The organism is Ensifer soli (assembly GCF_041928815.1).
In the GTDB taxonomy this organism is placed as follows: domain Bacteria; phylum Pseudomonadota; class Alphaproteobacteria; order Rhizobiales; family Rhizobiaceae; genus JBHFEI01.
This window is the reverse complement of the sequence record NZ_JBHFEI010000007.1, coordinates 19,020-44,082: the sequence shown is the minus strand read 5'-3', so window position 1 is coordinate 44,082 and position 25,063 is coordinate 19,020. Positions and strand designations below refer to the sequence as shown.

General features: G+C 67.2%; 27 protein-coding genes. 19 read left to right on the top strand and 8 right to left on the bottom strand.

Going from position 1 to position 25,063, the window contains the following annotated elements; genetic code table 11:
* Positions 1-4: 4 nt before the first annotated feature.
* The 5 genes from ACEVQ6_RS12125 to ACEVQ6_RS12105 all read right to left on the bottom strand — a co-directional run bounded on the left by ACEVQ6_RS12125 (position 5) and on the right by ACEVQ6_RS12105 (position 4,671).
* A complete protein-coding gene (locus ACEVQ6_RS12125; RefSeq protein ID WP_374889248.1) occupies positions 5-208 on the bottom strand; it encodes a hypothetical protein in 204 nt (67 codons plus the stop codon).
* Positions 205-1,158: a carbohydrate ABC transporter permease gene (locus tag ACEVQ6_RS12120; protein ID WP_374889247.1), complete on the bottom strand. Its 954-nt coding sequence runs from the start codon at positions 1,156-1,158 to the stop codon at positions 205-207. The genes ACEVQ6_RS12125 and ACEVQ6_RS12120 overlap by 4 nt, the downstream gene beginning before the upstream one ends.
* A complete protein-coding gene (locus ACEVQ6_RS12115; protein ID WP_374889246.1) occupies positions 1,155-2,123 on the bottom strand; it encodes a carbohydrate ABC transporter permease in 969 nt (322 codons plus the stop codon). The genes ACEVQ6_RS12120 and ACEVQ6_RS12115 overlap by 4 nt, the downstream gene beginning before the upstream one ends.
* Positions 2,124-2,251: 128 nt before the next feature.
* On the bottom strand, positions 2,252-3,571 hold the full coding sequence (locus ACEVQ6_RS12110; RefSeq protein WP_374889245.1) for an ABC transporter substrate-binding protein: 1,320 nt from the start codon (positions 3,569-3,571) through the stop codon (positions 2,252-2,254).
* A 308-nt stretch (positions 3,572-3,879) separates the two neighbouring features.
* Entirely contained in the window at positions 3,880-4,671 is a 792-nt protein-coding gene (locus ACEVQ6_RS12105) for a DeoR/GlpR family DNA-binding transcription regulator (RefSeq protein ID WP_374889244.1), read from the bottom strand.
* A gap of 174 nt (positions 4,672-4,845) precedes the next feature.
* Here ACEVQ6_RS12105 and ACEVQ6_RS12100 point away from each other — a divergent pair, with 174 nt between their 5' ends.
* From ACEVQ6_RS12100 to ACEVQ6_RS12085, 4 genes are all read left to right on the top strand, one after another.
* Positions 4,846-6,384, top strand: a complete 1,539-nt coding sequence (locus tag ACEVQ6_RS12100; protein ID WP_374889243.1) for a sugar ABC transporter ATP-binding protein — start codon at positions 4,846-4,848, stop codon at positions 6,382-6,384.
* Positions 6,384-7,370 carry an ABC transporter permease gene (locus ACEVQ6_RS12095; protein WP_374889467.1) on the top strand — a complete coding sequence of 329 codons (987 nt, stop codon included), beginning with the start codon at positions 6,384-6,386 and terminating at the stop codon, positions 7,368-7,370. Before ACEVQ6_RS12100 ends, ACEVQ6_RS12095 begins: the two co-directional genes overlap by 1 nt.
* A 13-nt stretch (positions 7,371-7,383) precedes the next feature.
* On the top strand, positions 7,384-8,328 hold the full coding sequence (locus ACEVQ6_RS12090; RefSeq protein ID WP_374889242.1) for an ABC transporter permease: 945 nt from the start codon (positions 7,384-7,386) through the stop codon (positions 8,326-8,328).
* Between the two features lie 65 nt (positions 8,329-8,393).
* Positions 8,394-9,500: a substrate-binding domain-containing protein gene (locus ACEVQ6_RS12085; RefSeq protein WP_374889241.1), complete on the top strand. Its 1,107-nt coding sequence runs from the start codon at positions 8,394-8,396 to the stop codon at positions 9,498-9,500.
* Positions 9,501-9,566: 66 nt separating this feature from the next.
* On the opposite strand, the gene ACEVQ6_RS12080 is transcribed toward ACEVQ6_RS12085, so the two are convergent.
* Together ACEVQ6_RS12080 and phnF are read right to left on the bottom strand one after the other, a co-directional pair.
* A complete protein-coding gene (locus ACEVQ6_RS12080; RefSeq protein WP_374889240.1) occupies positions 9,567-9,986 on the bottom strand; it encodes a GlcG/HbpS family heme-binding protein in 420 nt (139 codons plus the stop codon).
* Between the two features lie 177 nt (positions 9,987-10,163).
* Positions 10,164-10,919, bottom strand: a complete 756-nt coding sequence (gene phnF, locus ACEVQ6_RS12075) for a phosphonate metabolism transcriptional regulator PhnF (RefSeq protein ID WP_374889239.1) — start codon at positions 10,917-10,919, stop codon at positions 10,164-10,166.
* Positions 10,920-11,002: 83 nt separating this feature from the next.
* On the opposite strand from phnF, the gene phnG reads away from it, so the two are divergent.
* The 3 genes from phnG to ACEVQ6_RS12060 all read left to right on the top strand — a co-directional run bounded on the left by phnG (position 11,003) and on the right by ACEVQ6_RS12060 (position 13,247).
* Positions 11,003-11,482 (top strand): phosphonate C-P lyase system protein PhnG, encoded by a 480-nt coding sequence (gene phnG, locus ACEVQ6_RS12070; RefSeq protein WP_374889238.1) that lies wholly within the window; start codon positions 11,003-11,005, stop codon positions 11,480-11,482.
* Complete coding sequence (phnH, locus tag ACEVQ6_RS12065) at positions 11,482-12,075, top strand: phosphonate C-P lyase system protein PhnH (RefSeq protein WP_374889237.1); 594 nt, start codon at positions 11,482-11,484, stop codon at positions 12,073-12,075. The genes phnG and phnH overlap by 1 nt, the downstream gene beginning before the upstream one ends.
* Positions 12,076-12,137: 62 nt before the next feature.
* Positions 12,138-13,247, top strand: a complete 1,110-nt coding sequence (locus ACEVQ6_RS12060) for a carbon-phosphorus lyase complex subunit PhnI (protein WP_374889236.1) — start codon at positions 12,138-12,140, stop codon at positions 13,245-13,247.
* A gap of 5 nt (positions 13,248-13,252) precedes the next feature.
* Here ACEVQ6_RS12060 and ACEVQ6_RS12055 read toward each other — a convergent pair whose 3' ends face one another.
* Positions 13,253-13,468 carry a hypothetical protein gene (locus ACEVQ6_RS12055; RefSeq protein ID WP_374889235.1) on the bottom strand — a complete coding sequence of 72 codons (216 nt, stop codon included), beginning with the start codon at positions 13,466-13,468 and terminating at the stop codon, positions 13,253-13,255.
* Between the two features lie 68 nt (positions 13,469-13,536).
* Here ACEVQ6_RS12055 and ACEVQ6_RS12050 point away from each other — a divergent pair, with 68 nt between their 5' ends.
* From ACEVQ6_RS12050 to ACEVQ6_RS11995, 12 genes are all read left to right on the top strand, one after another.
* Positions 13,537-14,415, top strand: coding sequence for an alpha-D-ribose 1-methylphosphonate 5-phosphate C-P-lyase PhnJ (locus ACEVQ6_RS12050; RefSeq protein ID WP_374889234.1), 879 nt, complete (start codon positions 13,537-13,539; stop codon positions 14,413-14,415).
* The gene (gene phnK / locus ACEVQ6_RS12045) at positions 14,412-15,188 is read left to right on the top strand and encodes a phosphonate C-P lyase system protein PhnK (RefSeq protein WP_374889233.1); all 777 of its coding nucleotides are present in this window, start codon (positions 14,412-14,414) and stop codon (positions 15,186-15,188) included. Before ACEVQ6_RS12050 ends, phnK begins: the two co-directional genes overlap by 4 nt.
* Positions 15,189-15,205: 17 nt before the next feature.
* Positions 15,206-15,913, top strand: a complete 708-nt coding sequence (gene phnL, locus ACEVQ6_RS12040; RefSeq protein ID WP_374889232.1) for a phosphonate C-P lyase system protein PhnL — start codon at positions 15,206-15,208, stop codon at positions 15,911-15,913.
* Positions 15,910-16,524, top strand: a complete 615-nt coding sequence (locus ACEVQ6_RS12035) for a DapH/DapD/GlmU-related protein (protein ID WP_374889231.1) — start codon at positions 15,910-15,912, stop codon at positions 16,522-16,524. The genes phnL and ACEVQ6_RS12035 overlap by 4 nt, the downstream gene beginning before the upstream one ends.
* 110 nt (positions 16,525-16,634) lie before the next feature.
* Positions 16,635-17,477, top strand: a complete 843-nt coding sequence (phnC, locus tag ACEVQ6_RS12030) for a phosphonate ABC transporter ATP-binding protein (RefSeq protein ID WP_374889230.1) — start codon at positions 16,635-16,637, stop codon at positions 17,475-17,477.
* Positions 17,478-17,598: 121 nt separating this feature from the next.
* Positions 17,599-18,504, top strand: coding sequence for a phosphonate ABC transporter substrate-binding protein (gene phnD / locus ACEVQ6_RS12025; protein WP_374889229.1), 906 nt, complete (start codon positions 17,599-17,601; stop codon positions 18,502-18,504).
* 128 nt (positions 18,505-18,632) lie between these two features.
* Complete coding sequence (gene phnE, locus ACEVQ6_RS12020) at positions 18,633-19,613, top strand: phosphonate ABC transporter, permease protein PhnE (RefSeq protein WP_374889228.1); 981 nt, start codon at positions 18,633-18,635, stop codon at positions 19,611-19,613.
* Positions 19,613-20,980 (top strand): phosphonate ABC transporter, permease protein PhnE, encoded by a 1,368-nt coding sequence (gene phnE, locus ACEVQ6_RS12015; RefSeq protein ID WP_374889227.1) that lies wholly within the window; start codon positions 19,613-19,615, stop codon positions 20,978-20,980. The genes phnE (ACEVQ6_RS12020) and phnE (ACEVQ6_RS12015) overlap by 1 nt, the downstream gene beginning before the upstream one ends.
* Positions 20,981-21,117: 137 nt before the next feature.
* Positions 21,118-21,831, top strand: coding sequence for a DUF1045 domain-containing protein (locus tag ACEVQ6_RS12010; protein WP_374889226.1), 714 nt, complete (start codon positions 21,118-21,120; stop codon positions 21,829-21,831).
* The gene (locus tag ACEVQ6_RS12005; protein ID WP_374889225.1) at positions 21,831-22,982 is read left to right on the top strand and encodes an alpha-D-ribose 1-methylphosphonate 5-triphosphate diphosphatase; all 1,152 of its coding nucleotides are present in this window, start codon (positions 21,831-21,833) and stop codon (positions 22,980-22,982) included. The genes ACEVQ6_RS12010 and ACEVQ6_RS12005 overlap by 1 nt, the downstream gene beginning before the upstream one ends.
* On the top strand, positions 22,982-23,572 hold the full coding sequence (gene phnN / locus ACEVQ6_RS12000; protein WP_374889224.1) for a phosphonate metabolism protein/1,5-bisphosphokinase (PRPP-forming) PhnN: 591 nt from the start codon (positions 22,982-22,984) through the stop codon (positions 23,570-23,572). Before ACEVQ6_RS12005 ends, phnN begins: the two co-directional genes overlap by 1 nt.
* Before the next feature lie 150 nt (positions 23,573-23,722).
* Positions 23,723-25,057: a serine hydrolase domain-containing protein gene (locus tag ACEVQ6_RS11995; protein WP_374889223.1), complete on the top strand. Its 1,335-nt coding sequence runs from the start codon at positions 23,723-23,725 to the stop codon at positions 25,055-25,057.
* Positions 25,058-25,063: the final 6 nt, after the last annotated feature.

Here is a 25,063-nt window from a genome sequence, read left to right as displayed (position 1 = left end):
GGCGCTACTCCGGAAATTTCGAGACGATGATGAACATCACGGTGCCGGCGAGCAGCGTGACGAAAGAATAGGTGTAGAGCGCCATGACGAAGGGCTGGAACAGCATCAGGAAGCCGAGGCCGATCAGGATCGTGGCGACCATCTCCATCGGCCCGCGCCGGAGGAGGGCGGGTCGGGAGACCTTGCGGGGGGCGGGGTCGTTCGTCATTTGCGCACGGCTCCGAAGGTGATGCCGCGCAACAGTTGCTTGCGCAGCAGGATGGTGAAGACGAGGATCGGCACGAGGAAGATGGTGGTGCCGGCCGCGACCGCCGGCCAGTCCATGCCGCCCTCGCCGATGATCGTCGGGATGAAGGGCGGCGCCGTCTGGGCGGAGCCCGAGGTCAGCAGCACGGCGAAGGCATATTCGTTCCAGGCGAAGATCAGGCAGAAGATCGCGGTGGCGGCGATCCCGGTCGTCGCCTGCGGCAGCACCACCTTGCGGAAGGCCTGGAGCCGGGTATAGCCGTCGATCATCGCCGCCTCCTCGTATTCGCGCGGGATCTCGTCGATGAATCCCTTGAGCAGCCAGACGGCGAGCGAGACGTTGACGGCGGTGTAGAGCAGGATCATGCCGAGCGCCGTGTCGGAAAGCCCGAGCTGGCGGTACATCAGGTAGATCGGGATGGCGACGGCGATCGGCGGCATCATCCGTGTCGACAGGATGAAGAACAGGAGGTCGTCGGCGAGCGGCACCCTGAAGCGCGAGAAGCCGTAGGCAGCCAGCGTGCCGAGCGTCACGGCGAGGAAGGTCGAGCCGAAGGCGATGATCATCGAGTTCTGGAAGCGCGGCCAGTAGTTCGACGGTCCGGCGATCACCATGTTGCGGCTGCGGGTGATCTCGTCGCACGTGCCCGTCGGGGGGCCGAGGCTCTGGATATAGTCCGGCGTCTGCCGCGTGCGGGTGGTGAAGAGGTTGCAGTAGCCCTCGAGCGTCGGCGAGAAGAAAAGCTTCGGCGGATAGGAAATCGAGTCCGGCGGCGATTTGATGCTGGTGAGGAAGATCCAGGCGAGCGGGATCATCGTCACCAGCGCGTAGAGGATGACGATGGCGCCGGCGATGCGCTTGGTGGTGACGCTGGGCTCGACGACGGAATGGGCGGTGTTGGCGGTGCTCATCGGCTCTTCACCTTGTTGAGGGCCTTCACGTAGATGTTGGCGAGGCCGAAGACGGCGACGAAGAGGATGATGGCGAAGGCGGAGGAGCGGCCGGTGAGCCAGCTTTCGAAGGCCTGCCGCTTCAGCGTGATCGAGGCGACCTCGGTGGTCGAGCCCGGCCCGCCGCCGGTGAGCAGCATCACCATGTCGAACATCTTGAAGTTCTCGATGCCGCGGAAGAGCACGGCGAGCATGATGAAGGGCAGCGCCATCGGCAGGGTGATCGAGACGAACTGCCGCCAGGCCGGCGCCCGGTCGACCTCGGCCGCCTCGTAGATGTAATCCGGGATCGAGCGCAGGCCGGCGAGGCAGATCAGCATGACATAGGGCGTCCACATCCAGGTGTCGACGATGACGATCGCCCAGGGCGACAGCGGCACGGATCCGAGCATCTCGAAGGAGGAGGGCGGGATGCCGGTGAAGAAGGAGACGATGTAGTTGAAGAGCCCGATCTGCGGCTGGTAGAGGAAGCGCCAGAAATTGCCGACGACGGCCGGCGACAGCATCATCGGGATCAAGATGACGGTCGTCCAGAAGGCGTGGCCGCGGAATTTCCGGTCGATCAGATAGGCAAGCGTGAAGCCGATGATCGTCTGGAACACGATGGTCCAGAAGACGAAATGCGCCGTCGTCTGCATCGCCGCCCAGATGTCGGGATCGGTCAGCACGCGCTCGTAATTGCGCAGGCCCACCGTCTCGACCGCCGCGTTCGGCCGGTTGGCGCGGTAATTGGTGAAGGAAAGGTAAACCGCCCAGATCAGCGGGAAGATGTTGATCGCGAGCAGCAGCACGATCGCCGGCGTGATGAAGATCCAGGCGATCGCCCGGTCGGAGAGCCCGCGCACCCGGGCCGCGAGCCGCTCCGGCGTGCCGCGCGCGGCGGAGACCGCCGCCTTGTCGACGAGGGAATGAGAAGTTTCCGTCAAGACGCCACCCTAGCATGGTCAGGTGCGGGCCGGCCTCCGCCATGGGAGCGCCGTGCCTGCGGTCGGTCGGTGGACGGTCCGGCCGCCTTTGACGGCCGGACCCGGGCGGCAAGCCGCTTGCGGGAGGATCAGAGCTTGCCGTCGTCCTCGAAGGTCGCGGTCCAGTCCTTGACCAGCGCGTCGAGCGCCTCCTTGGCGGTGCCCTGGTCGGCGACGACATAGTCGTGGAAGCGCTTCTGCGCCGCCTGGAGCAGGATGGCGTAGGAGGGTTCCTGCCAGAAGTCCTGTACCTGGTTCATCGCGACAAGGAAGTCGGCGGCAAAGGGCTGGCTGTCCTTGAAGGACGGGTCGTTCAGCACGGCATTGTGCACGGCATAGCCGCCGAGCGACCACCACTTTTTCTGCACCTCGGGGTCGGCGAACCATTTGATGTAGGCGAGCGCGCCGTCCATGTTGTCGGTGTTGGCGACGACGGAAATGCCCTGGCCGCCAAGCGTCGAGGCCGCGACCGCCTCCTTCGGATTGACGAAGAAGCCGATCTTGTCACCGCCGACATTCTCGTCCTTGTAAAGGCCGGGGAAGAAGGCGAACCAGTTCATCGCCATCGCCGCCTGGCCGGATTTGAAGGCGTCCAGCGTCTCGCCCATATAGGCGTCGGTGTAGCCGGGTGGCGTGCAGCACTTGTAGAGTTCCTTGTAAGCCTCCAGCCCCTTGACGGCGCCTTCCGAATTGACGGCGCCCTCCATGTCGTATTTGCCGGGCGTTTTCTCGTACTTAAAGCCGTAGGGGTAGAGCGCCTGCGTCGCGCCCATGGTGATGCCTTCCGAGGCGCGCTCGGTGAAGATCGCCGCGCCATAGACCTTCTTTCCGTCGATCTCCTTGCCATTGAAGAACTTCGCCGTCTCGAGAAGCTCGTCCCAGGTCTTCGGCACGGCGAGGTCGCGGCCGGTCTTCTCCTTGAACTCGGCCTGCAGTTCCGGCTTGGCGAACCAGTCCTTGCGGTAAAACCAGGCGTTGGCGTCGCCCATGGCCGGCAGCGCCCAGTAGTTCGGCGTGCCCTTCGGCCAGGTGGAATAGGCGTTGACGGCGGCTTCGGCGAAGTCGCTCATCTTGATCCCTTCCTTGTCGAAGAAATCGTTGAGCTTGACGTAGTAGCCGTTCTCGGCCGAGCCGCCGAGCCACTGGCTGTCGCCGATCAGCAGGTCGCAGAGCTTTCCGCCGGCGTTGAGCTCGTTGAGGATGCGGTCGGCGAAGTTCGGCCAGGGCACGAATTCGAATTTCATCGCCGTGCCGGTCTTGGCGGTGAAGTCCTTCGACAGTTCGACCAGCGCGTTGGCCGGGTCCCAGGCGGCCCAGCAGAGCGTCAGCTCGTCAGCCTGCGCCACCTGCGGTGCGGCCGTCGACAGCATCAGCGCCGCCGCCAGGCCATAGAGGGTCTTCGTCTGCATGTATTCCTCCCAGATACAAGAAGCGGGCGTCATGCCCGCTTGCCACAGTCAGCCTCCCGCCCGACGCGATCCTCCCCGACCGTGTTGAGCAATATGTTGAGTGAAACCTGATTTACTGAACATGGCAAGGGCAAATCGTCGCTGCGTCGCAGCAAGGCCCGCGACGGCCGCAGATGCGGGCGCCCGGAGGGGAAAATCGGTCGCCGCGCCTGCTGTCGTCCATGGCCGCCGGTCGCATCACCGCGTCTTCGCTGCGGCGCAACGATGATCATCGGCGATCATTCTCGCCGGCTCCGCCTGAGCGGCGCTCATTCCGTGGCGCGGTCCGGGGCGACGATCACCTCCACCCCCTCGTCGCGCAGCATGTCGGCCTGGGCCTCGGTGAGGCGCGCGTCGGTGATCACCGTGCTGATCCGCGCGATCGGCAGCACGGGGTAGCGGGCGCGGATGTCGAACTTGCTGCTGTCGGCGAGCACGATGATCTCGTCGGCGCGCTGGGCGAGCCGTTCGGTCACGCGCACCAGCAGCGGATGGGATTCCATCAGCCCGGACGGGCCGATCCCCTGGGCGCCGAGAAAGAATTTCGACGCGAAGACATCGGGTTCGGCAACGCCCGGCGAGAAGACGATGCCCGGCTCCCGATGCAGTTCGCCGCCGGAAAGCGTCACATGACAGACGCCGCTTTCCCAGAGCGAGGCCGCGACCGGCATCGAATTGGTGTAGATCTTCAGGCTGCGGCGGGCGAGCAACTGCGCGAAGATGAAGCAGGTGGTGCCGCCATTGACGATCAGGCTGTCGCCGTCGCGGCAGAGCGTTTCGGCGACGCGGGCGATCGCGGTCTTGGCATCGACGTTGAGGACGCGGTTTTCCTCGAAGGGTTTGGCATGGCGGCGTTGCGCCGGCGTTCCCTCCGGCAGCGCGATGCCGCCGAAGACCTTGCGGATGACGCCGGCCTGATGCAACTTGGCAATGTCGCGCCGAATGGTCGCCGGCGAGGCGTCGATCACGTCGAGAAGGTCCTTGACCGTGGCGAAGGGGCGCTCGGCGAGGGCCGCCTGGATCAGCCGGTGACGTTCCTGCTCCCCGCCTTCGACACTCATGATCGCAAATCCTCATAGAGTGAGGATATTGATGCAGCATTCGCATAAAATAAGCAAGTTAGAGTGCAGTGCATCATGGCTTGACCAAAGTTGATCGATGCTGCATATATTTGATCGAAGATGCCGGGGCGTGAGGAGACGCGCCGGCATCGAGCAATGCCGGGAGGAGAAGGCATGTCGCAGGAGGCCGCGACGCCGGGAAGTCTGCCATTCGTCAGGCTGACGGGCGCGTCCAAGTCGTTCAGCGGAATCCGTGTCCTGAAGGATGTGGATTTCGACATCCGTCCCGGCGAGGTGCATGCGCTGCTCGGCGAGAACGGCGCGGGAAAATCGACGCTCATCAAGATCATCTCGGGCCTCTACGCGCCCGATCCGGGCGGCACGATGGTCGTCAACGGCCGCGAGGCGCAGTTCGCCTCGACCCGCGACGCGACGCGGGAGGGCATCGCCACCGTCTACCAGGAGCTGCTGCTTTTTCCGGAGCTGACGGTCGCGGAAAACATCTTCCTCGGCCATTATCCGCGCCATTCCTGGGGCGGCATCGACTGGCCGACGACGCGTAGCAGGGCCCGCGTCCTGCTCGACAGCCTCGACACCCACGATCTCGACGTCGACACCAAGGTGTCGACGCTGTCGGTGGCGCAGCGCCAGCGCGTCGAGATCGCCAAGGCGCTCTCGCACGACGCGCGCGTCCTGATCATGGACGAACCCACCGCCTCGCTGGTGGAGGCCGACGTGCAGCGGCTGATGTCGGTCGTGCGCATGCTGCGAAAGCGCGGCGTCGGCATCATCTATGTCAGCCACCGCATGCCGGAGATCTTCGCGCTTGCCGACCGGGTGACGGTGTTGCGCGACGGCGCGCTGATCGGCACCCGCGCCATCGGCGAGGTTACCGAGGCGACGCTGGTCTCGATGATGGTCGGCCGCTCGATCGACCAGCTGTTCCCGAAAGCCGAGCCGCTCATCGGCGAGACGATCCTCGAGGTGGAGAACCTCACCTGTGGCAAGCTCGTCAACGACATGTCCTTCTCGCTGAAGCGCGGCGAGATCCTTGGCATCGGCGGCCTCGTCGGCTCCGGGCGGACTGAGCTCGCACTGACCCTCTTCGGCATCACGCCGGCCACCTCCGGCACGATCCGGATCGACGGCAGGCCGGTTGCGATCCGCACGCCGAAGGCGGCGCGCGATCTCGGCATCGCCTATGTGCCTGAGGATCGCGGCCTGCAGGGCCTCGTCAAGGCGATGACCATCAAGCAGAACATCTCGATGGCCTCGATCGACCGGATGACCAGCGGCATCTTCATCCGCTTCGCCGAAGAGGCGCAGCGCGCCGTCGCGGCGGTCAAGCGCCTCGGCGTGCGCGCCCGCAGCATCGACCAGCCGGTCGGCCAGTTGTCCGGGGGCAACCAGCAGAAGGTCGTCATCGCAAAGTGGCTGGAGACGGAGCCGAAGATCCTGATCCTCGACGAACCGACGCGTGGCATCGACGTCGGGGCCAAGGCCGAGATCCACACGATGATGGGCGAGCTCGCCCGCAAGGGTCTGGCGATCATCATGATCTCCAGCGAGCTGCCGGAGGTCATCGGCATGAGCGACCGCATCCTGGTGATGAACAACGGCCGTCAGGTGACGATCATCGACCGCGCCGACGCCACGCCGGAGACGGTCGGATCGGCGATGACGGTCGCCAGCGACAAGACGGAAGCAGCATGATGGCGTTCGCCGGTTCCACCGCCCCCACCCGCCGCGAGCGCGGCCTTCTTTCCCGGATCTATGCGAGCTACGGCCAGGAGGTCGTCATCCTCGGCGCGCTCGCCGTTCTCTTCATCGCCGTCGGCCTCTACAATCCGCGGTTCCTCAGCCCGGAAAACCTCAACACGATCTTCTCCGGCAACGCCTATATCGCCGTCGCCGCCATCGGCATGGCGATGATCATCATCACCGGCCACATCGACGTCTCGGTCGGGGCGCTGATCGGCGTGCTGGCGACGATCTCCGGCACGCTCGCCGTCAGCGGCTATCCGGTCTGGGTCGCCTGGTTCCTTCCCGTGCTGATCGGCATCGCCGTCAACGCGGTGATCGGCATCCTCGTCGCCTATGCCCGCATCCCCTCGATCGTCGTCACGCTCGGCATGCTGTCGATCCTGCGCGGCGGGCTGATCTCGGTCACCGGCGGCGCCTGGATCTCCAACCTGCCGCCGGAATTCCTCATCGCCCAGCAGAAACCCTTCGGCATCCCGGCGCCGATCTTCTTCATGGTCATCCTGTCGCTCGCCGCCGCTTTCTGGATGCGCTATTCGGGCTTCGGCCGCTCGCTCTACGCCGTCGGCGGCAATCCGGAGGCCGCGCGCGCCACCGGCATCCCGATCGAGCGGCGCACCGTGCAGGTCTTCATGATCCACGGCATGTTCGCCGGTCTCGCGACGATCCTCTTCGCCACGCAACTCCAGGTCATCCAGTCGACCGTGCCGCCGAACCTCGAACTGACGGTGATCACCGCGGCCGTCATCGGCGGCGTGTCGATCCTCGGCGGCACCGGCACCGTGATCGGCTCGACCCTCGCCGCGATCCTCTTTGCCACCATCGGCTCGGCGCTGATCTTCACCAATGTCTCGGCCTACTGGCTGCGCGCGGTGATCGGCCTCCTGATCCTCGTCACCGTGCTCGCGGACATGATCCGCCGCCGGCGCACGGCCTGAGGGGGACGGGACGATGACGCTTCGCTCGCTCCTTCGCCACGAAACGATCCTCGCCGCGCTGACGGTGATCGTGCTGATCCTGCTCGCCGCCCAGTCCGACCGCTTCTTCACCGTCGACAACCTCTTGAACCAGGCGCGGCTGATGACCGAGGTCGGCCTCGTCGCCATCATCATGACCTTCGTCATCGTCACCGGCGGCATCGACCTCTCGGTCGGCTCGATCGTCGGGCTGACCGCGATCCTCACCGGCGTGTTCTGGAAGAATGTCGGCATGCCGCTGCCGGTCGCCGCGCTCGGCGCCATCGCCTGCGGCACGGTTGCCGGTCTCGTCAACGGGCTGATCATCACCCGCTTCCGTGTGCCGCCGCTGATCGCGACGCTGGCGACGCTGGCGCTCTATCGCGGCCTTGCCGAGGGTATCAGCCAGGCGCGCTCGGTGCGCGGCTATCCCGACTGGTTCTACGTGCTTGGCCAGGGCAACGTCCTCGGCATTCCGACACAGATCTGGATCCTGCTCGCCGTCGCGGTGCTGGCGACCATCGTGCTCGGCCTGACGCGATGGGGCCGCATCGTCTACGCCATCGGCTCCAACGAAGTGGCGGCGCGCTTTTCCGGCCTGCCGGTCGATCGTGCGAAGCTGGCGATCTACACCGCGTCCGGCTTCGTCGCGGCGCTCGCCGGCGTCATCTTCGTCTCGCGCGTGTCGACCACCCGCTCCGACATGGGCACGGGCCTCGAACTCGACGCGATCACCGCCGTCGTTCTCGGCGGCACCAGCATTTTCGGCGGCCGCGGCACCGTTGCCGGAACGCTTCTCGGCCTCGTGCTGATCCAGGCGCTGAAGAACGGCCTGTCGCTCGCCGGCGTCAAGGGCGACGGCACCATCGTGCTGATCGGGCTCGTGCTGATCGTCACGATCCTGCTCAGCAACATCTTTCACCGGGACGGCAACCGGTAGGAACAACAGGCGGCCCGCCCTGCCGTTTCAACAGGGGCGGTTCGCGTCACTAGGAGGAGGAAAGCATGCGTAAGATCATCACAGCATCGCTGGTGAGCCTGTCGCTTTCGGCAGGCTTCGCCCATGCGCAGTCGGCCTGGACGGGGGGAGACGACCTGCCGACGAACCCGCTCGCCTGCGACGGCACGCCGGCCACCCCGGTCGCATCCGCCTATGACGGCGGCGAGCCGACCAACGCGCCGGACCGCAAGGGCAAGACGATCAAGGTCGTCGACGTGCCGAAGCTCGTCGGCATCGGCTATTTCAACGCCACGTCGAAGGGCATCGCCGACGCCGCCGCCGAGCTCGGCAACATGGAGGCCAAGACCGACGGCTCGACCAAGGCCAACATCGACGACCAGATCACGCTTCTCGACAACTACATCACGTCGGGCGTCGACGGCATCCTCTTTGCCGCCAACGATCCGGTCGCGATCGCGCCGGTGCTGAAGAAGGCGCTCGCCGCCGGGATCAACGTTGTCGGCTACGACGCCAATTCCGAGCCGGATGCGCGCCAGTGGTTCGTCAACCAGGCCGAGTTCAACGGCATCGCCAAGGCGATGATCGACAGCCTCGCGGCCGAGGCCGGCAAGGACGCCTCCTTCGCCATCGTCACCTCGACCTTCACCACGCCGAACCAGGCGCGCTGGATCGCCGAGATGGCCGCCTACCAGGCGAGCTGCTACCCGGACATGAAGTGGCTGGAAACGGTGGAGGCCCAGGAAGACAACATCCTGTCCTTCAACCAGGCGAACACGCTGATCAACAAGTACGGCCCCGAGCTCAAGGGCATCCTCGGCATGACGTCGGTCGCAACGCCGGCCTCCGCCGATGCCGTCACCCAGGCCGGCAAGTGCGGCCAGGTCGCCGTCGTCGGCCTTGCCACGCCGAACGCGATGAAGCCCTATGTCGAGAAGGACTGCGTCAAGTCGGTGGTGCTCTGGAATCCCGTCGATCTCGGCTATGCGGCGGCCTATGTGCTGCGCGCGGCCGCCGACGGCGACCTGAAGGCGGGCGCGACCTCGGTCAAGGCCGGCAAGCTCGGCGAACTGAAGGTGATCAACGGTTCGGAGATCCTGCTCGGCGCGCCCTACGTCTTCACCAAGGAAAACATCGGCCAGTTCGACTTCTGATGGCGCCGATCCCGCATGACTGAAAAGGGCCGGCGGAGCGATCCGCCGGCCCTTTTCATGACTCCATCAGAGGGCGTCGGCGCCGATCGCGGCAAGGGCCGCGCGCGCCACGTCGAAATCCTGCTCGCCCGTTCCCGAACCGACGCCGATCGCGCCGGCGATGACGCCGTCGAAGCGGATCGGCAGGCCGCCCGGAAGCGTCGTGACGCCGCCCTGCGAGGCGATGCCGGCGGCGGTGCCGAATTCGAAGGCCATGGCGCCGGTGGCGTTGTTGATCGAGGCGGCGGTGCGCGCCTTGGAGCGCGCCGTGTGCATCGAGAGGTATTTCGCCCCCTCCATGCGCAGGCTGGCGACCGTCTCGCCGCTGACATCGACTATAACGATGCATTGCGGCACCCTGATCTCCTCGGCACGGGCGACGGCGGCCGCGAGCGCCTTCAGCGCGCCGGCATGGGTGAGGGACAGGGCGGGGCGGGTGTAGCTCATCGGTTTCTCGCTTCGATTGGAAGGATCGGCGCGCGGACGTCCGTCGGCCCTTCGAGCCGCAAACGCCTCCCGCCCTCCGGATCCGGCTTCTGCCACGGACGGCCCGGCCGTCTTAACGCAGATCGACGGCGCCCGAAACCGCCGTTTGCGGCAAAAGACCTTGTCCTTTTCCTGCCGTCAGCTTTCGATCGTCAGCCGCATGCGGTCGGCGGCAAAGCGCGTCACTGCATATTGCACCGGCCGGCCGTCCGCATCGACGTTGACCGAGCGTGTCTCGAGGACGATCGCGCCCGGCGACAGCGCCAGATGGTCGAGCTCGGCCTGGTCGGCATGTCGCGCGATGATCTCGGTCGAGGCGCGGACATAGTCGTCGAGCCCGTGGGCGGCGAAGGCGCGGGTGACCGAGCCGGTGCGCTCCATCTCCTTGGCCATGCGCGGAAAACGCCCGGCATCGACGAAGCCGGTCGCGACCGACACAGGCCGCCCGTCCGCCGTGCCGGTCATGACGATGCGGAGGACCGCCGCGCCGGCCGCAAGCCCCAGCCCTGCGGCGACCTCGGGCGTTGCCGGCACGACGGCGTGCTCGATCACCCGGATCGTCAGGTCCTGCGCCTGGTTGCCGAGCCCGGCGGAAAAGCGCGTGCGACGCGAGATCGGAAAGCTGAAGCGCGCGCGCCGTTCGACAAGCGTGCCGACGCCCTGTATCGGCCGGACCAGCCCCTCGTCGGCGAGCGCGGCAAGGGCACTGCGCACCGTGTGCCGGTTGACGCCAAACCGGGCGGCGAGCAGCGTCTCCGCAGGCATCATCCCCGTCCCGTCATAGTCACCGGCAGCGATCTCATGGCGGATGCGGTCGGCGATCTGCCGCCAGAGCGCCACCCCGGTCTGCCGCTCGATCCCCATCGCCCTTTCCGTCGCCACTTCCGCCGTCATGTCATCAGCCCGTCACGTTCGGCTCATAGACAGAAGCCGGATTGTATGGTTGTCTAGATTAATAGACATCTTGGATGAAGGCAATGACGATTGAGGCAGGACGAGACGACAAGGACGGTACAGGGGCGCATTCCACGCGGGCCCGCGCGATGCGGCTTCTTGCCATGGCGCGGACAGAGACGTTGCAGGCGGCCCTTGCCGCGATGGAACCCCATCCGGAGGTGGCGCTGGTGCGGGGTCCGGAAACGGGGCTGATCATGGTGCGCGGCCGGATCGGCGGCGGCGGCGATCCGTTCAATCTCGGCGAGGCGACCGTCAGCCGGGCCACGGTCCGGCTTGCGACCGGCGAGATCGGCCACGGCCAGCGGCTCGGCACCGACCGCGAGGCGGCGCGGCTTTCGGCGATCTTCGACGCCCTCGCGCAACGTCGCGAGACGCGCGGCGCGGTCGAGGCGCTGCTTGCGGAGATCGAGGCGCACATCGCCGATGAGGACCGGCGCAAGGCCGAGGAAACCGCCGCCACCCGCGTCGATTTCTTCACCATGGTCCGGGGGGACGACTGATGGCCCTGTCGACCGTGGCGCTGTCGGGCGCCTTCTCCGATCCGGTCTTCCAGTCCCAGGCGGTGTTCCGAGCCCTGATGGACGCGATGGCGCGGCCGGGCACGATCGTCACCCTGCCGGCGCGCGCCGAGCCGCCGACGCCGCTCGGCCCTGCCGCAGGGGCCGTGGCGCTGACGCTCTGCGACGGAGATACGCCGGTCTATCTCGCGCCACCGCTTCTAGCCTCGGCGCTTCCCGGCTGGCTGGCCTTTCATACCGGAGCTCCGGTGACCCGCGTGAAGGCCGAGGCGCATTTCGCCTTTACCGGGCCTGAGGCTCTGTGCCTCAGTGCCTTTTCCGCCGGCACCCAGGACTATCCCGACCGCTCGACGACGCTGGTGGTGGAGCTGCTGGCGCTCGCCGGCGGCCGCCGCCTGACCCTGAGGGGTCCCGGCATCGAGGCGACGACGGAGATCGCGCCGGCGGGCCTGCCGGAGATCTTCCCGGACCTCTGGGCGGAGAACCGGGCGCTGTTCCCGCGCGGGGTCGACTTGATACTTGCCGCCGGGTCCGAGATCCTCTGCCTGCCGCGCACGACGCGGCTGACGCCCTGAGACCGAGGCCGTCGGGCACCCGTCCCGCAAGGAGGCTTTGAATGTCCGCGAGGAGTGTTTAAATGTATGTCGCCGTCAAGGGTGGCGAGGCCGCCATCGCCAATGCCCACCGGCTGCTCGCCGACCGCCGCCGCGGCGACCGGTCGCTGCCGGCCGTCTCCCCCGGACAGATCGAAAACCAGCTCGGCCTCGCCGTCGACCGTGTCATGGCGGAAGCCTCGCTCTACGATCCGCCGCTGGCCGCACTTGCCCTGTTGCAGGCGCGCGGCGACATGATCGAGGCGATCTTCCTGCTGCGCGCCTACCGTACGACGCTGCCGCGCTTCGGCTACAGCGCGCCGGCCGATACCGGCGCGATGGCGATCGAGCGCCGCGTCTCGGCGACCTACAAGGACCTGCCGGGCGGCCAGCTGCTCGGCCCGACCTTCGACTATACGCACCGTCTGCTCGATCCCGCGCTGACAGGCGACGCGCCGGTCGAGGAGGCCGCCCGCAGGCCGGCAGACGCGGCGCAGCCGGCGCGTCTGTCCGACATCCTCGCAGCGGAAGGCCTGATCGAGGGCGACGGCACGCTTGCCGACGACCGGCCGGTCGGGGACCTCACGCGCGAGCCGCTGCAGTTTCCGCTTGGCCGTGACGTCCGTCTTCAGGCGCTGTCGCGCGGCGACGAGGGGTTCCTGCTGGCACTCGCCTATTCGACCCAGCGTGGCTATGCCCGCACCCATCCCTTCGCCGGCGAGATCCGCATCGGCGAGGTCGAGATCGAGCTGGACATGCCGGAACTCGGCTTTGCCGCTCCGCTCGGACGGTTGAGGGTCACCGAATGCCAGATGGTCAACCAGTTTTCAGGCTCGGCCGAAAAGCCGCCGCAGTTCACCCGCGGCTACGGCCTCGTCTTCGGCCAGAGCGAGCGCAAGGCGATGGCCATGGCGCTGGTGGACCGCGCGCTTCGCGCCGACGAATTCGGCGAGGATCGCGTTGCGCCGGCGCAGGACGAGGAATTCGTCATCTCCCACTGCGACAATGTGCAGGCGACCGGTTTTGTCGAGCACCTGAAGCTGCCGCATTACGTCGACTTCCAGGCTGAGCTCGATCTGGTCCGGCGGATGCGGGCCGAGCATGCGGCGAAGGCTGTGGCTGACCCTGCGGAAAAACGTGAGGCGGCGGAATGAGCGCCTCAATCTCCGCCGCCGCTATCTCCGCCGCCGTCCCCGCCACCATGTCCGCCGCCCGCCGGGGAGCCGTCACAATCCGCACCGGCAAGGACGTTCATGTCGCCTCCGCCATTGCCGCCACCCCGGCGCTTGCTGCCGCTTGCAGATGCGCCGAGATAGACGATGACACCGATGACGGCCATTCCTGCCAACATGACGATCCACGACGTGCTGTCCATCCGCAGTCCCCGGTGATCTGGAGCCGGCACGCCGCCGCTCCTTCCTCCCGTCCTTGAGGTAGAGCGCCATGACCGACCTTGCCATCTACAACTTCGCCTATCTCGACGAGCAGACCAAGCGGATGATCCGCCGCGCCATCCTGAAGGCGATCGCCATTCCCGGCTATCAGGTGCCGTTTGCCTCCCGTGAAATGCCGATGCCCTACGGCTGGGGAACGGGGGGCGTGCAGGTCACCGCCGCGATCCTCGGGCCGGACGACGTGCTGAAAGTCATCGATCAGGGCGCCGACGACACGACCAATGCCGTCTCCATCCGCGCCTTCTTCCAGAAGGTCGCCCGCGTCGCGGTGACGACGAAGACGGCCGAGGCGACCATCATCCAGACGCGCCACCGCATCCCGGAACAGCCGCTCACGGAAGGCCAGACGCTCGTCTACCAGGTGCCGATCCCCGAACCCTTGCGCTTCCTCGAACCGCGCGAGACGGAGACCCGCGTCATGCATGCGCTGGAGGAATACGGCCTCATGCATGTGAAACTCTACGAGGACATCGCCCGCAACGGCCATATCGCCACGACCTATGCCTATCCGGTCAAGGTCGAGGGCCGCTATGTCATGGACCCCTCGCCGACGCCGAAATTCGACAATCCGAAAATGCACCGCTCGCCGGCGCTGCAATTGTTCGGCGCCGGTCGCGAAAAACGCATCTACGCCGTGCCGCCCTTCACCGACGTCGTCAGCCTCGATTTCGAGGACCACCCGTTCGAGGTGCAGACATTTGACAAGCCCTGCGCGCTCTGCGGCGCCGAACAGGTCTATCTCGACGAGGTGATCCTCGATGATCGCGGCGGCCGCATGTTCGTCTGCTCCGATACCGACCATTGCGAAACCCGCCGCGAGGACGGCCATGTCGGGGCGCTCGGGCTGCCGAAGGAGGCCGCGGAATGACCCAGACACCGCTTCTCAAAGTCCGCGACATCTCGAAATTCTACGGCAGCCGCATCGGCTGTCGCAATGTTTCCTTAGATCTCTGGCCCGGCGAGGTCCTGGCGATCGTCGGCGAATCCGGTTCGGGCAAGACGACGCTGCTTTCCTGCCTTTCCACCCGGCTGGCGGCGACGGCGGGCGTCATCGAATACCGCATGCGCGACGGGCAGTATCGCAATCTCTCCCATATGGGCGAGGCCGAGCGCCGTTTCCTGATGCGCACCGACTGGGGTTTCGTCCACCAGAATCCCGCCGATGGGTTGCGCATGACGGTCTCGGCCGGCGCCAATGTCGGCGAGCGGCTGATGGCGGTCGGCGACCGGCATTATGGCCGCATCCGCGCCGAGGCGCTGACCTGGCTGGAACGCGTCGAGATCGACCAGAGCCGCATCGACGACCAGCCGCGCGCCTTTTCCGGCGGCATGCGCCAGCGGTTGCAGATCGCCCGCAACCTCGTCACCGCGCCGCGGCTGATCTTCATGGACGAGCCGACCGGCGGCCTCGACGTCTCGGTGCAGGCGCGGCTCCTAGACCTCCTGCGCAGCCTTGTCGCCGACCTCGGCCTGTCGGCGATCATCGTCACCCACGACCTCGCCGTCGCCCGCCTGCTGTCGCACCGGATGATGGTGATGAAGGACGGCCAGGTCATCGAAGAGGGCCTGACCGACCGGGTGCTCGACGATCCGCGCGAACCCTATACCCAGCTTCTCGTCTCCTCGATCCTGCAGGTCTGAGCCAAAGGAAATCCTCCATGCCAACCCCGCTCGTCGTCGCCGATGTGGCGAAGACCTTCACCATGCATCTGCGCGGCGGGCTGAGGCTGCCCGTCGTCTCCGGTGTCACCTTTTCCGTGCGCAAGGGCGAATGCGCCGTGCTCGGCGGCCCCTCGGGTGTCGGCAAAAGCTCGATCCTGAAGATGCTCTACGGCAATTATTCCGTCGACGAGGGGCAGATCCTCGTCGAGCATGAGGGCGCGCTGATCGATCTCGCCCGCGCCGATCCGCGCATGGTCTTGAAGGTGCGCGCCACCACGCTCGGCTATGTCAGCCAGTTCCTGCGGGTCGTGCCGCGCGTCCCCGCCCTCGATATCGTCGCCGAACCGCTGGTGCTGAGGGGCGTTTCGAACGAGGAAGCGCGGGATCGCGCCGCCGGCCTTTTGTCGCGCCTCAACCTGCCGCGCGACCTCTGGCAGTTGCCGCCCGCCACCTTCTCCGGCGGCGAGCAGCAGCGCGTCAACATCGCCCGCGGCTTCATCACAGATCACCCGATCCTGCTGCTCGACGAGCCGACCGCCTCGCTGGATGCCGCCAACCGCAAGGTGGTGGTCGAAATGATCGCGGCGAAGAAAGCGGCCGGCACGGCGCTGCTCGGCATCTTCCATGACGAGGAGGTGCGCGGCCTCGTCGCCGACCGGATCATCGACGTCTCGGATTTCTCGCCGCGAAAGGCCGCCGCGTGACGAAGCTCTCGCAAACGCCGCTGATCCACGCGACGGCCCGGGTGAAGGGCTCGACGCTCGGCCGCTACACCGAGATCGCCGAGCGCTGCCGCATCGAGGAGACCGAGATCGGCGACTATTCCTACCTGATGGAGGACTGCATCGCCTGGTGCGCCACCATTGGCAAGTTCGCCAACATCGCCTCGACGGTGCGCATCAACGCCACCAACCATCCGGTCGAGCGGGCGACGCTGCACCATTTCACCTATCGCGCGCAGGATTACTGGCCGGATGCCGATATGGATGAGGATTTCTTCGCCCGCCGCCGGGCGAAGCGGGTCACGATCGGCCATGACGTCTGGATCGGTCACGGCGCGACCATCCTGCCGGGTGTCACGATCGGCAATGGCGCGGCAATCGGCGCCGGCGCCGTCGTCAGCCGCGATGTCGCGCCCTATACCATCGTCGGCGGCGTGCCGGCAAAGCCGATCCGCGCGCGGTTCCCCCGCGAGATCGCCGGCCGCTTCGAGGATCTCGCCTGGTGGGACTGGGACCACCAGACATTGCGCGACCGGCTCGACGACTTCCGCAGTCTCGATGCCGAGACCTTCCTCGCGCGCTACGGCGCATGAGCCATCACACATTCGCTATGTAATCAAATCGACATCAAACTGACATTTCGACGTCGCGTACCGCGTCTAAGCCCTCGATCAGAAGAAGAACTGAGGGAAGACGCGGTTTCATGTTTCAGCTTCGCAATGTCACGCGCACCTTCGGCAGGAAAACCGCCGTCAGCGACGTGACCTTCGACATTCCGCAGGGCCAGATGGTCGGCGTCATCGGCCGCTCCGGCGCCGGAAAGTCGACGCTGCTCAGGATGATCAACCGGCTCGCCGACGTCTCCTCCGGTACGATCCGTTACGGCGATGTCGAGGTCTCGGCGCTGAAGGGCGCGCGCCTGCGCCACTGGCAGCGCGACTGCGCCATGATCTTCCAGCAGTTCAACCTCGTGCCGCGTCTGGATGTGTTGACCAACGTGCTGCTCGGCCGGCTGAACCATCGTTCCACCGTCATGAGCCTTCTCAACATCTTCACCGACGAGGAGCGGGTGCTGGCGATCGCAGCCCTCGAACGCCTCGGCATCGAGCAGACCGCGCTGCAGCCGGCCGGCACGCTGTCGGGCGGCCAGCAGCAGCGCGTCGCCATCGCCCGCGCGCTGATGCAGCAGCCGAAGGTGCTGCTCGCCGACGAGCCGATCGCCTCGCTCGATCCGCTGAACGCCAGGATCGTCATGGACGCGCTGCGCGATATCAACGCGCGCGAAGGCATCACCGTGATCACCAACCTGCACACGCTCGACACCGCGCGCGGCTATTGCGAGCGCATCATCGGCATGGCCCACGGCCGCGTCGTCTTCGACGGCCCGCCGGACGCGCTGACGGCGGAGGCGGTCGGCGCGCTCTATGGCGGCGGCGAGATCGACGAGACGATGACCTCGACCAGCCTGCCGCCGCAGGTCAGGCCGGCTTCCGCCATTCCCCCATCATCCGCCGGCGCACGGGCGCTCGCGGCAGCCCGGCCCTAGCCGCGGCAGGATCGAAGGCCCGCGTCAAGGGCGGATGCGGGTTCCGGGCGGAACCCGCGCGAGATGCAAAGCTATAGGCAAGACCCCCGTCCGGGCCGACCGGACCAACAGGAGAACTCCCATGCTGAAGAAAGCCCTGCTCGCCGCCGCGGCGCTCACCGTCCTCGCCGGCTCGGCGATGGCCGAGGACGTCAAGGTCCTGCGCATCGGTCTCGACGGTTCGGAAAACGAGGCCGACCAGATCCGCAACACCCAGTGCGTCGCCGACGGCCTGAAGGCCTTCACCGGCGTGTCCGAGGTACAGATCTTCCCGTCGCCGGACTATAACGGCGTCATCCAGGGCCTGCTCGGCGGCACGATCGACATCGCCTCGATGGGCGCCTCCTCCTATGCCGCGATCTACCTGCAGAAGCCGGACGCCGTCGACCCGATCCTGACCTACACCCAGTCGGACGGCTCCTCTGGCTATTACTCGATCATGGTCGCCCGCAAGGACAGCGGTATCAAGACGCTCGCCGACCTCAAGGGCAAGACGCTCGGCTTCGCCGATCCGGACTCGACCTCCGGCTATCTCGTCCCAAGCGTTGCGCTGCCGAAGGAAATCGGCGCGCCGGTCAAGGAGTATTTCTCCGAGACCGGCTTCGGCGGCGGCCATGAGAACCTGGTCCTCGCCGTCCTCGACGGCAAGTTCGATGCCGGCACGACCTTCGGTTCGGGCGTCGGCAAGTGGGAAGAGGGCTATACCGGCGGCAACCTGCACCAGATGGTCAACAAGGGCAATCTCGACATGGACGACCTCGTCGAGGTCTGGAAGTCGCCGCTGATCCCGAACGGCCCGCTGATGGTCAACAACGCCCTTCCCGCCGAGATGCGCGAAAAGATCGAGGCCTATTTCATGGAGCTTCCGAAGACGGACCACGAGTGCTTCAAGGCCTACACCCAGGGCGACAACAAGGACTACATCAAGGTCGACCAATCCTTCTACCAGACGATCATCGACGCCCGTAAGTCCGTCATCGGCGGCTGAAGGCCCGTCGCGTCGGGCTGACGCGACGCCTTGATGATACCCGCAACGCCTGCCTGCCGCAGGCGTTGCGATGCCCTTCGGGGCTTCCGGCGCACACGCGCCTCCGGATATCGAGGGAATTGACGCGGATGGCCAGCCTTTCCGCCACGACGCCCGCCGGCGGACTGGGTCCGCAGGCTTCAGCCGTCATGGACCATTATCGCCAGCAGTTGCGCACGCGGCGGACCTACACGATCATCGCCCTCGTCGTCTTCCTCGTCGCGCTCGGCCTGTCGCTCAATTTCGCCAACAGCGCCAATTCCGGCAAATTCTTCGAGCGCCTGCCCTATCTCTTCGACTTCATCCTGAACTTCGTGCCGGAAAGCCCGCTGGAGATCGTCCGCGCCATGTTCGACCTGCCGTCGCCCTATGCCGACGGCTCGCTGAAGTTCGATTACACCGCCGAGCGCGTCTGGCTGACCGATAACTTCTACATCCCGCATTTCATCTACCAGCTGATCATCACGGTGAACATCGCGCTGGTCTCGACCATCCTCGGCGCCGGTACAGCCTTCGTGCTCTGCTTCTTCGCCTCGACCAACCTCGTCGGCGCCGGTCCGACGCGCTGGATCGTGCGCCGGATCATGGAGGTGATGCGCGCCTTTCCCGAGATCGTCATCGCCGGCCTGCTGACCGCGATCCTGTCGATCGGTCCGATCGCGGCGATCATCGCCATCACGGTGCACACGATCGGGGCGCTTGGGAAACTGTTCTTCGAGGTGGTGGAGAATGCCGACATGCGGCCGGACGAGGGCATGCGGGCCGTCGGCGCCAACTGGGTCGAGCGGGTCCGCTTCGCCATCGTGCCGCAGGTGCTGCCGAACTTCGTCTCCTATGCGCTGCTGCGCGCCGAGATCAACGTGCGCGCCTCGACCATCATCGGCGCTGTCGGCGGCGGCGGCATCGGCGAGGTCTTCCGCCTGTCGATCGGCCGCGACCATGCGGCGCAGACCTATGCCATCATCATCCTGCTGCTCCTGACGATCATCGCCGTCGACCAGTTTTCCGGCTGGCTGCGCCGCCGCCTGATCGGCGCCGAGGCCTTTGGAATCGCGCGGGGGACCATCTGATGCCGACATCCCTGAAGGTGAACGCCGTCGATGCGGCCCGGCTGACATCCGCCTATCCGGAGGTGTTCCGCCGCTCCTTCGCGCAGCGCTTCGGCCTGGCGCTCGGCGCCGGCATCACGGCGCTCTATCTCGCCCTCTGCTTCGTCGCCTTCGATGTCGGCCCGGCATTCGTCAACGGGCGCTGGGACCGGGCCTCGGTCTACCTCCAGGACTGGTATTCCTGGCGCGCCCAGCCGCGCCTTCGTTTCGAGGGAGGCGCGGTCGTGCCGCAATGGTCGAGCCGCGGTCAGTATCCGCCCGGGGCCGAGATCGACTGGCTGCGGCCGCTGCCGGACGGCGGTTATTCGGTCATCTACGAGGATGCGGACAACCGTGTCGACGTGCGTGCCACCAAGGTCGATATCTATATCGACGGCACGCGCTGGCCTGTCGCTGTCACCGAGGACGGCGTCGTGCCACCGCCGGCAACGGAAGAAAATCCCTATCCCGCCACGCTCTCCTATGACGGCGGCAAGGTCGTCGTCACCTATGGCTTCGAGGGGCAGGCGGAAATCCGTTCGAGCCAGGTCTTCGTCCAGCGCCGTTTCCTCGGCTGGGCCAATTTCTTCTTCGACACGCGCTCGCCCTTCTGGGGCAAGTCCTTCGGCGAGCTCGTCCGTCTTGCCGCCATCGGCGACCGTCTCGATCCGGCGCGTTCCAACCTCGTCCATATGGGCGACGATTTCCTCGGCAACCGGGTCTGGCAGCATGCCGACATCCTGTCGAAGCTGCTGCAGACGCTGGTCATGGCCTTCGTCGGCACGCTGCTGGCGACGCTCTTCGCCTTTCCGCTCGCCTTCCTCGCGGCGCGCAACATCACCCGCAGCCGCCTCGCCACCTGGGGCATGAAGCGCGCCTTCGATTTTCTGCGCTCGATCGACATGCTGATCTGGGCGCTGTTCTTCACCCGCGGTTTCGGCCCCGGCCCGATCCCCGGCATCGCCGCGATCTTCTTCACCGATGCCGGCGCGCTCGGCAAGGTCTATGCCGAGGCGCTGGAAAATGTCGACGACAGGCAGCGCGAGGGGGTGAAGTCGGTCGGCGCCAGCCCGGCCCTCGTCAACCGCTACGGCGTCGTGCCGCAGGTCCTGCCGGTGTTCATCTCGCAGTCGCTCTATTTCTGGGAATCGAACACGCGCTCGGCGACGATCATCGGCGCGGTCGGCGCCGGCGGCATCGGCCTCAAGCTCCTGGAAGCCATGGGCACGAATGCCGACTGGGACAAGGTCGCCTATATGGTGCTCCTGATCCTCCTCGTCGTCTTCGTCTTCGACGCGATCTCGAACGCGCTGCGCTCGCGGCTGATCGGCGGGCCGGGGCATTGCTGAGCGCCGGCGGACGCCAGGGGCAGGAAAAAGCACCTGACGCGGGGCCGCCATCACGATAGTGTCACGGAAGACGTCTAACCACGCCGGCGCGGCGGGCTCGCGCTCACCGCCGGCCCATGGCACAAGGACCGCCGCCCGTGCGTTACGCCCTCTACATCACCCCGCCGCAGCATGATGCGCTGACGATCGCGGCGGCCCGCTGGCTCGGACGCGACGCCTTCCTGAACGGCGCGGTGCCGCACGAGGATTTCGACGGCTTTTCCCCCGACGAGATCTCCGCGCTGACGGCGGAGCCGCGGCGCTACGGCTTTCACGGCACGGTGAAGGCGCCCTTCGAGCTCGCGCCCGGCCGCAGCGAGACGGAACTGCTGCAGGCTCTGGAGGAATTCTCCGCCGAGGTCGAGCCCTTCGTCATCCCCGCCCTCGTGCTCGGCGAGATCGGGCCCTTTTTCGCCCTCGTGCCCGAGAGGCGCTGCGAGGCGCTGCACGTCTTTGCCGACGAGGCCGTGCGCCGCTTCGAACCGTTCCGCGCGCCGCTTGGCGAGGCCGACATCGCACGGCGCCATCCCGACCGGCTGACCGCGTCGCAGCGCCGCAACCTCGCGACCTACGGCTATCCGCATGTGCTCGGCGATTTCCGGTATCACATGACGCTGACGGGTCCCGTCGCGCCGGAGCGCCGGGCCACCGTGCGCGCGCTGCTGGAAGACCGTTTCGCCGCCTTCATCGGCGCGCCCCTGACCGTCGACACGATCGGCCTCTTCACCGAGGCAAGGCGGGGGGCGCCCTTCGCCGTCCATTCGCTGCCGCCGCTCGGGACCCTCACCACACCAAGGATGACCGCACGCTGATGACCGCCGAGACCGTTCTCTCCAACGCCCGCATCCTCCTCGAGGACGAGATCGTCGCCGGCTCCGTCCTCCTGCGCGACGGCGCGATCGCCGCCATCGATACCGGTCCGTCCGCGCGCGGCGAGGACATGGAGGGCGACTACCTGATGCCCGGCCTCGTCGAACTGCACACCGACCATCTGGAGGCGCACTACGCGCCGCGTCCCGGCGTGCGCTGGGACAAGACGGCGGCGATCCAGGCCCATGACGCCCAGGTCGTCACTTCCGGCATCACCACCGTCTTCGACTGCCTGCGCATGGGCTCCGACGAGGATGGCGGCTTCGCGCTCGGCGAGATGCGGGCGATGGCGGATGCGCTTTCGAATGCCTCGGGCGATGACCGGCTGCGGGCCGAGCATTTCATCCATCTGCGCTGCGAGGTCTCGACCGCCGACGTGCTCGACCACTTCCTGGAATTCGAGGACGACGCCCAGGTGCGCCTCGTCTCGCTGATGGACCATGCGCCGGGCCAGCGCCAGTTCCAGACGATGGAGCAGTATACGCTTTACTACAAGACGAAGCGCGGCCTGTCGGACGAGGCCTTCGCCCTCTTCGTCGACCGGCAGCGGGCGCTCTCCGACCGCTACGCCGCGCCGCATCGCGCCGCGATCGCGGCGGCCTGCGCCGCGCGCGGCATCGCCGTCGCCAGCCATGACGACGCGACGCTCGACCATGTCGAGGAGGCGGTCGGCTACGGCGTGCGGCTTTCGGAATTCCCGACCAGCATCGAGGCGGCGAAAGCGTCGCATGGAAAGGGCATGAGCGTGCTGATGGGCGCGCCCAACATCGTGCGCGGCAAGTCCCATTCCGGCAACATCGCCGCGAAGGATCTCGCGGCCTTCGGCGTCCTCGACGTGCTGTCGTCGGACTATGTGCCGCTGAGCCTGATCCATGCACCCTTCGTGCTCGCCGCCGAGGTCGAGGGCGTGACGCTGTCGCGCGCGATCGCCATGGTCACGGCGACGCCGGCCCGCACCGTCGGGCTCGACGATCGCGGCCGGATCGCACCGGGACTGCGCGCCGACCTCGCCCGTGTCCGCCATGGCGGCGGCGATGCGCGGGCCGTCCCGGTCGTGCGATCGGTCTGGCGGCAGGGGAAGCGGGTCGCCTGATGCCGGAGGAAGGGGCCGAGCGCGCGGGAACGCTCATCGTCGTCACCGGCCCGAGCGGCGCCGGCAAGGACAGCGTGATCGGCTTCGCCGCCGATCGCCTCTCGGCGCGCGCCGACATCCACTTCGTGCGCCGGGTCATCACGCGGCCGCGCGATGCCGGCGGCGAGCCGCACGAGGCCGTCACGCTCAAGGAGTTCGAGGCGCGCCGGGAGGCCGGTGCCTTCGCCGTGACCTGGGGCGCCCATGGGCTGCGCTACGGCATTCCGGCGGTCACCGCCGAGCGCGTGCGCGCCGGCCAGACGGTGATCGCCAATGGCAGCCGCGCCGCCCTGCCGCTGTTCCGCGATCGCTTCCCGCGTGTCGTCACCGTGCAGATCACCGCGAGCCGCGCGGTGCTCGCGCGCCGGCTGATGGCCCGGGGGCGGGAGAGCGAGGAGGATATCCTGCGTCGTCTCGACCGCCAGGCGCCCGTCGACGATCCCGCCGCCGTGGTGATCGACAACAGCGGTCCGCTGCCGCTTGCCGCCGGCCGCTTCGTGGCGCTGGTCGAGGCGATTTCGGCCGGCCGCCACCAGCCGGCCACGGCCTGACGAGGGATCCCTCGACGCCTGCGGGAGCCGGTCTTTACAGAAAATTGCGTTTTCCCGCCCGATGCGGCGGTTATGCCATGGTATTTCCTTGATCTTCGGCTGCCTGCAGGGGACGCGCCCGTAAGGGACGCAATGGGGCGAGGTGGGATCATGATGAAATGGGTGGCGGGGTCGGTGCTGGTTCTGCTCGCGGGCGTCCTCGGTTGGCTCGCGGTCGCCCCGCCCGCGCTGCTGAGGGTCGGCAGCGGCTATGCCGCCAAAATTGTCTGCTCCAACGTCTTCCTCGCCGGCCGCGCGCCTGACGAGGTTCTTGCCACCGACGTGCAGGCGCCCGGCCATCCGCTGCTCCGGCTGATGCGCGTGACCGTCGACCGGGATGCCGGCCGGGTCCATGCCGCTCTGCTCGGCTTCATCGCCGGCAGCGACGCCGTCCATCGCCCCGGGCTCGGCTGCGCCGTGGTGCCGGACGGCAGGATCGCCGAGGCGGCCTCGATCCGCCTTCCAGATGCGGCCGCGCCTGCGCTTCCGGTCAAGCGCGCGGCCTGGCCGGAGGGCGACATCGTCTCCGCCGATCCCGCCTTCGCCGCACTGGTCGCCGATCCCGCGCTGACCGGTCCGGGCATGCGCGCCGTCGTCGTAGTGCATAAGGGGCGGATCGCCGCCGAAGCCTACGGGCCGGGCTTCACCGAGGCCGTGCCGCTGCTCGGCTGGTCGATGGCGAAGACGATCAATGCCGTGCTGGTCGGCCGGCTCGTCAATGACGGGCGTCTCTCGCTGAAGAGCCGGGCACTGCTGCCGGAATGGCAGGGCGACCGGCGCAGCCTGATCCGCCTCTCCGACCTGCTCGCCATGCGCAGCGGGCTGGCCTTCAACGAAAGCTACGGCGGCGTCGCCGACGTGACGCGCATGCTCTATCTCGAGCCGGACATGGCCCGCTTCGCCGCGCTGAGCCCGCTCGAGATTTCGCCCGGGATGCGCTTCGGCTATTCGTCCGGGACGTCGATGCTGATCGCGCGGATCTGGATGAACCGCTTCGCCGATCCGATCGCCGCGCTCGCCTATCCGCGCGACGCGCTGTTTTCGCCGCTCGGCATGGCGAGCGCGGTGATGGAGGCGGATGCGGCGGGCACGCTGGTCGGCAGTTCCTATGTCTATGCGACGGCGCGCGACTGGGCGCGCTTCGCGCTCTTCCTGCTGCGCGACGGGGTCTGGGAAACGCGGCTGCTGCCGGAAGGGTTTGTCCGCGGCATGGGCGAGGCGGGCGTCGCGGGCGCGCCCTATTCGCGCCTGCAGACCTGGCTCTCGACCCCGAAGGACGGTCCCGCCATGCCGGCGGGCAGCTTCTTCCTCAGGGGGCATGACGGCCAGAGCATCGCGATCGTGCCGGCGCTGGACCTCGCGGTGATCCGCCTCGGCCTGACGCCGCGCGCGCAGGGCTACGAGGCGACCGGGTTGGTCGAGGCGGCGATCCGGGCCGCGCGATAGGGCATT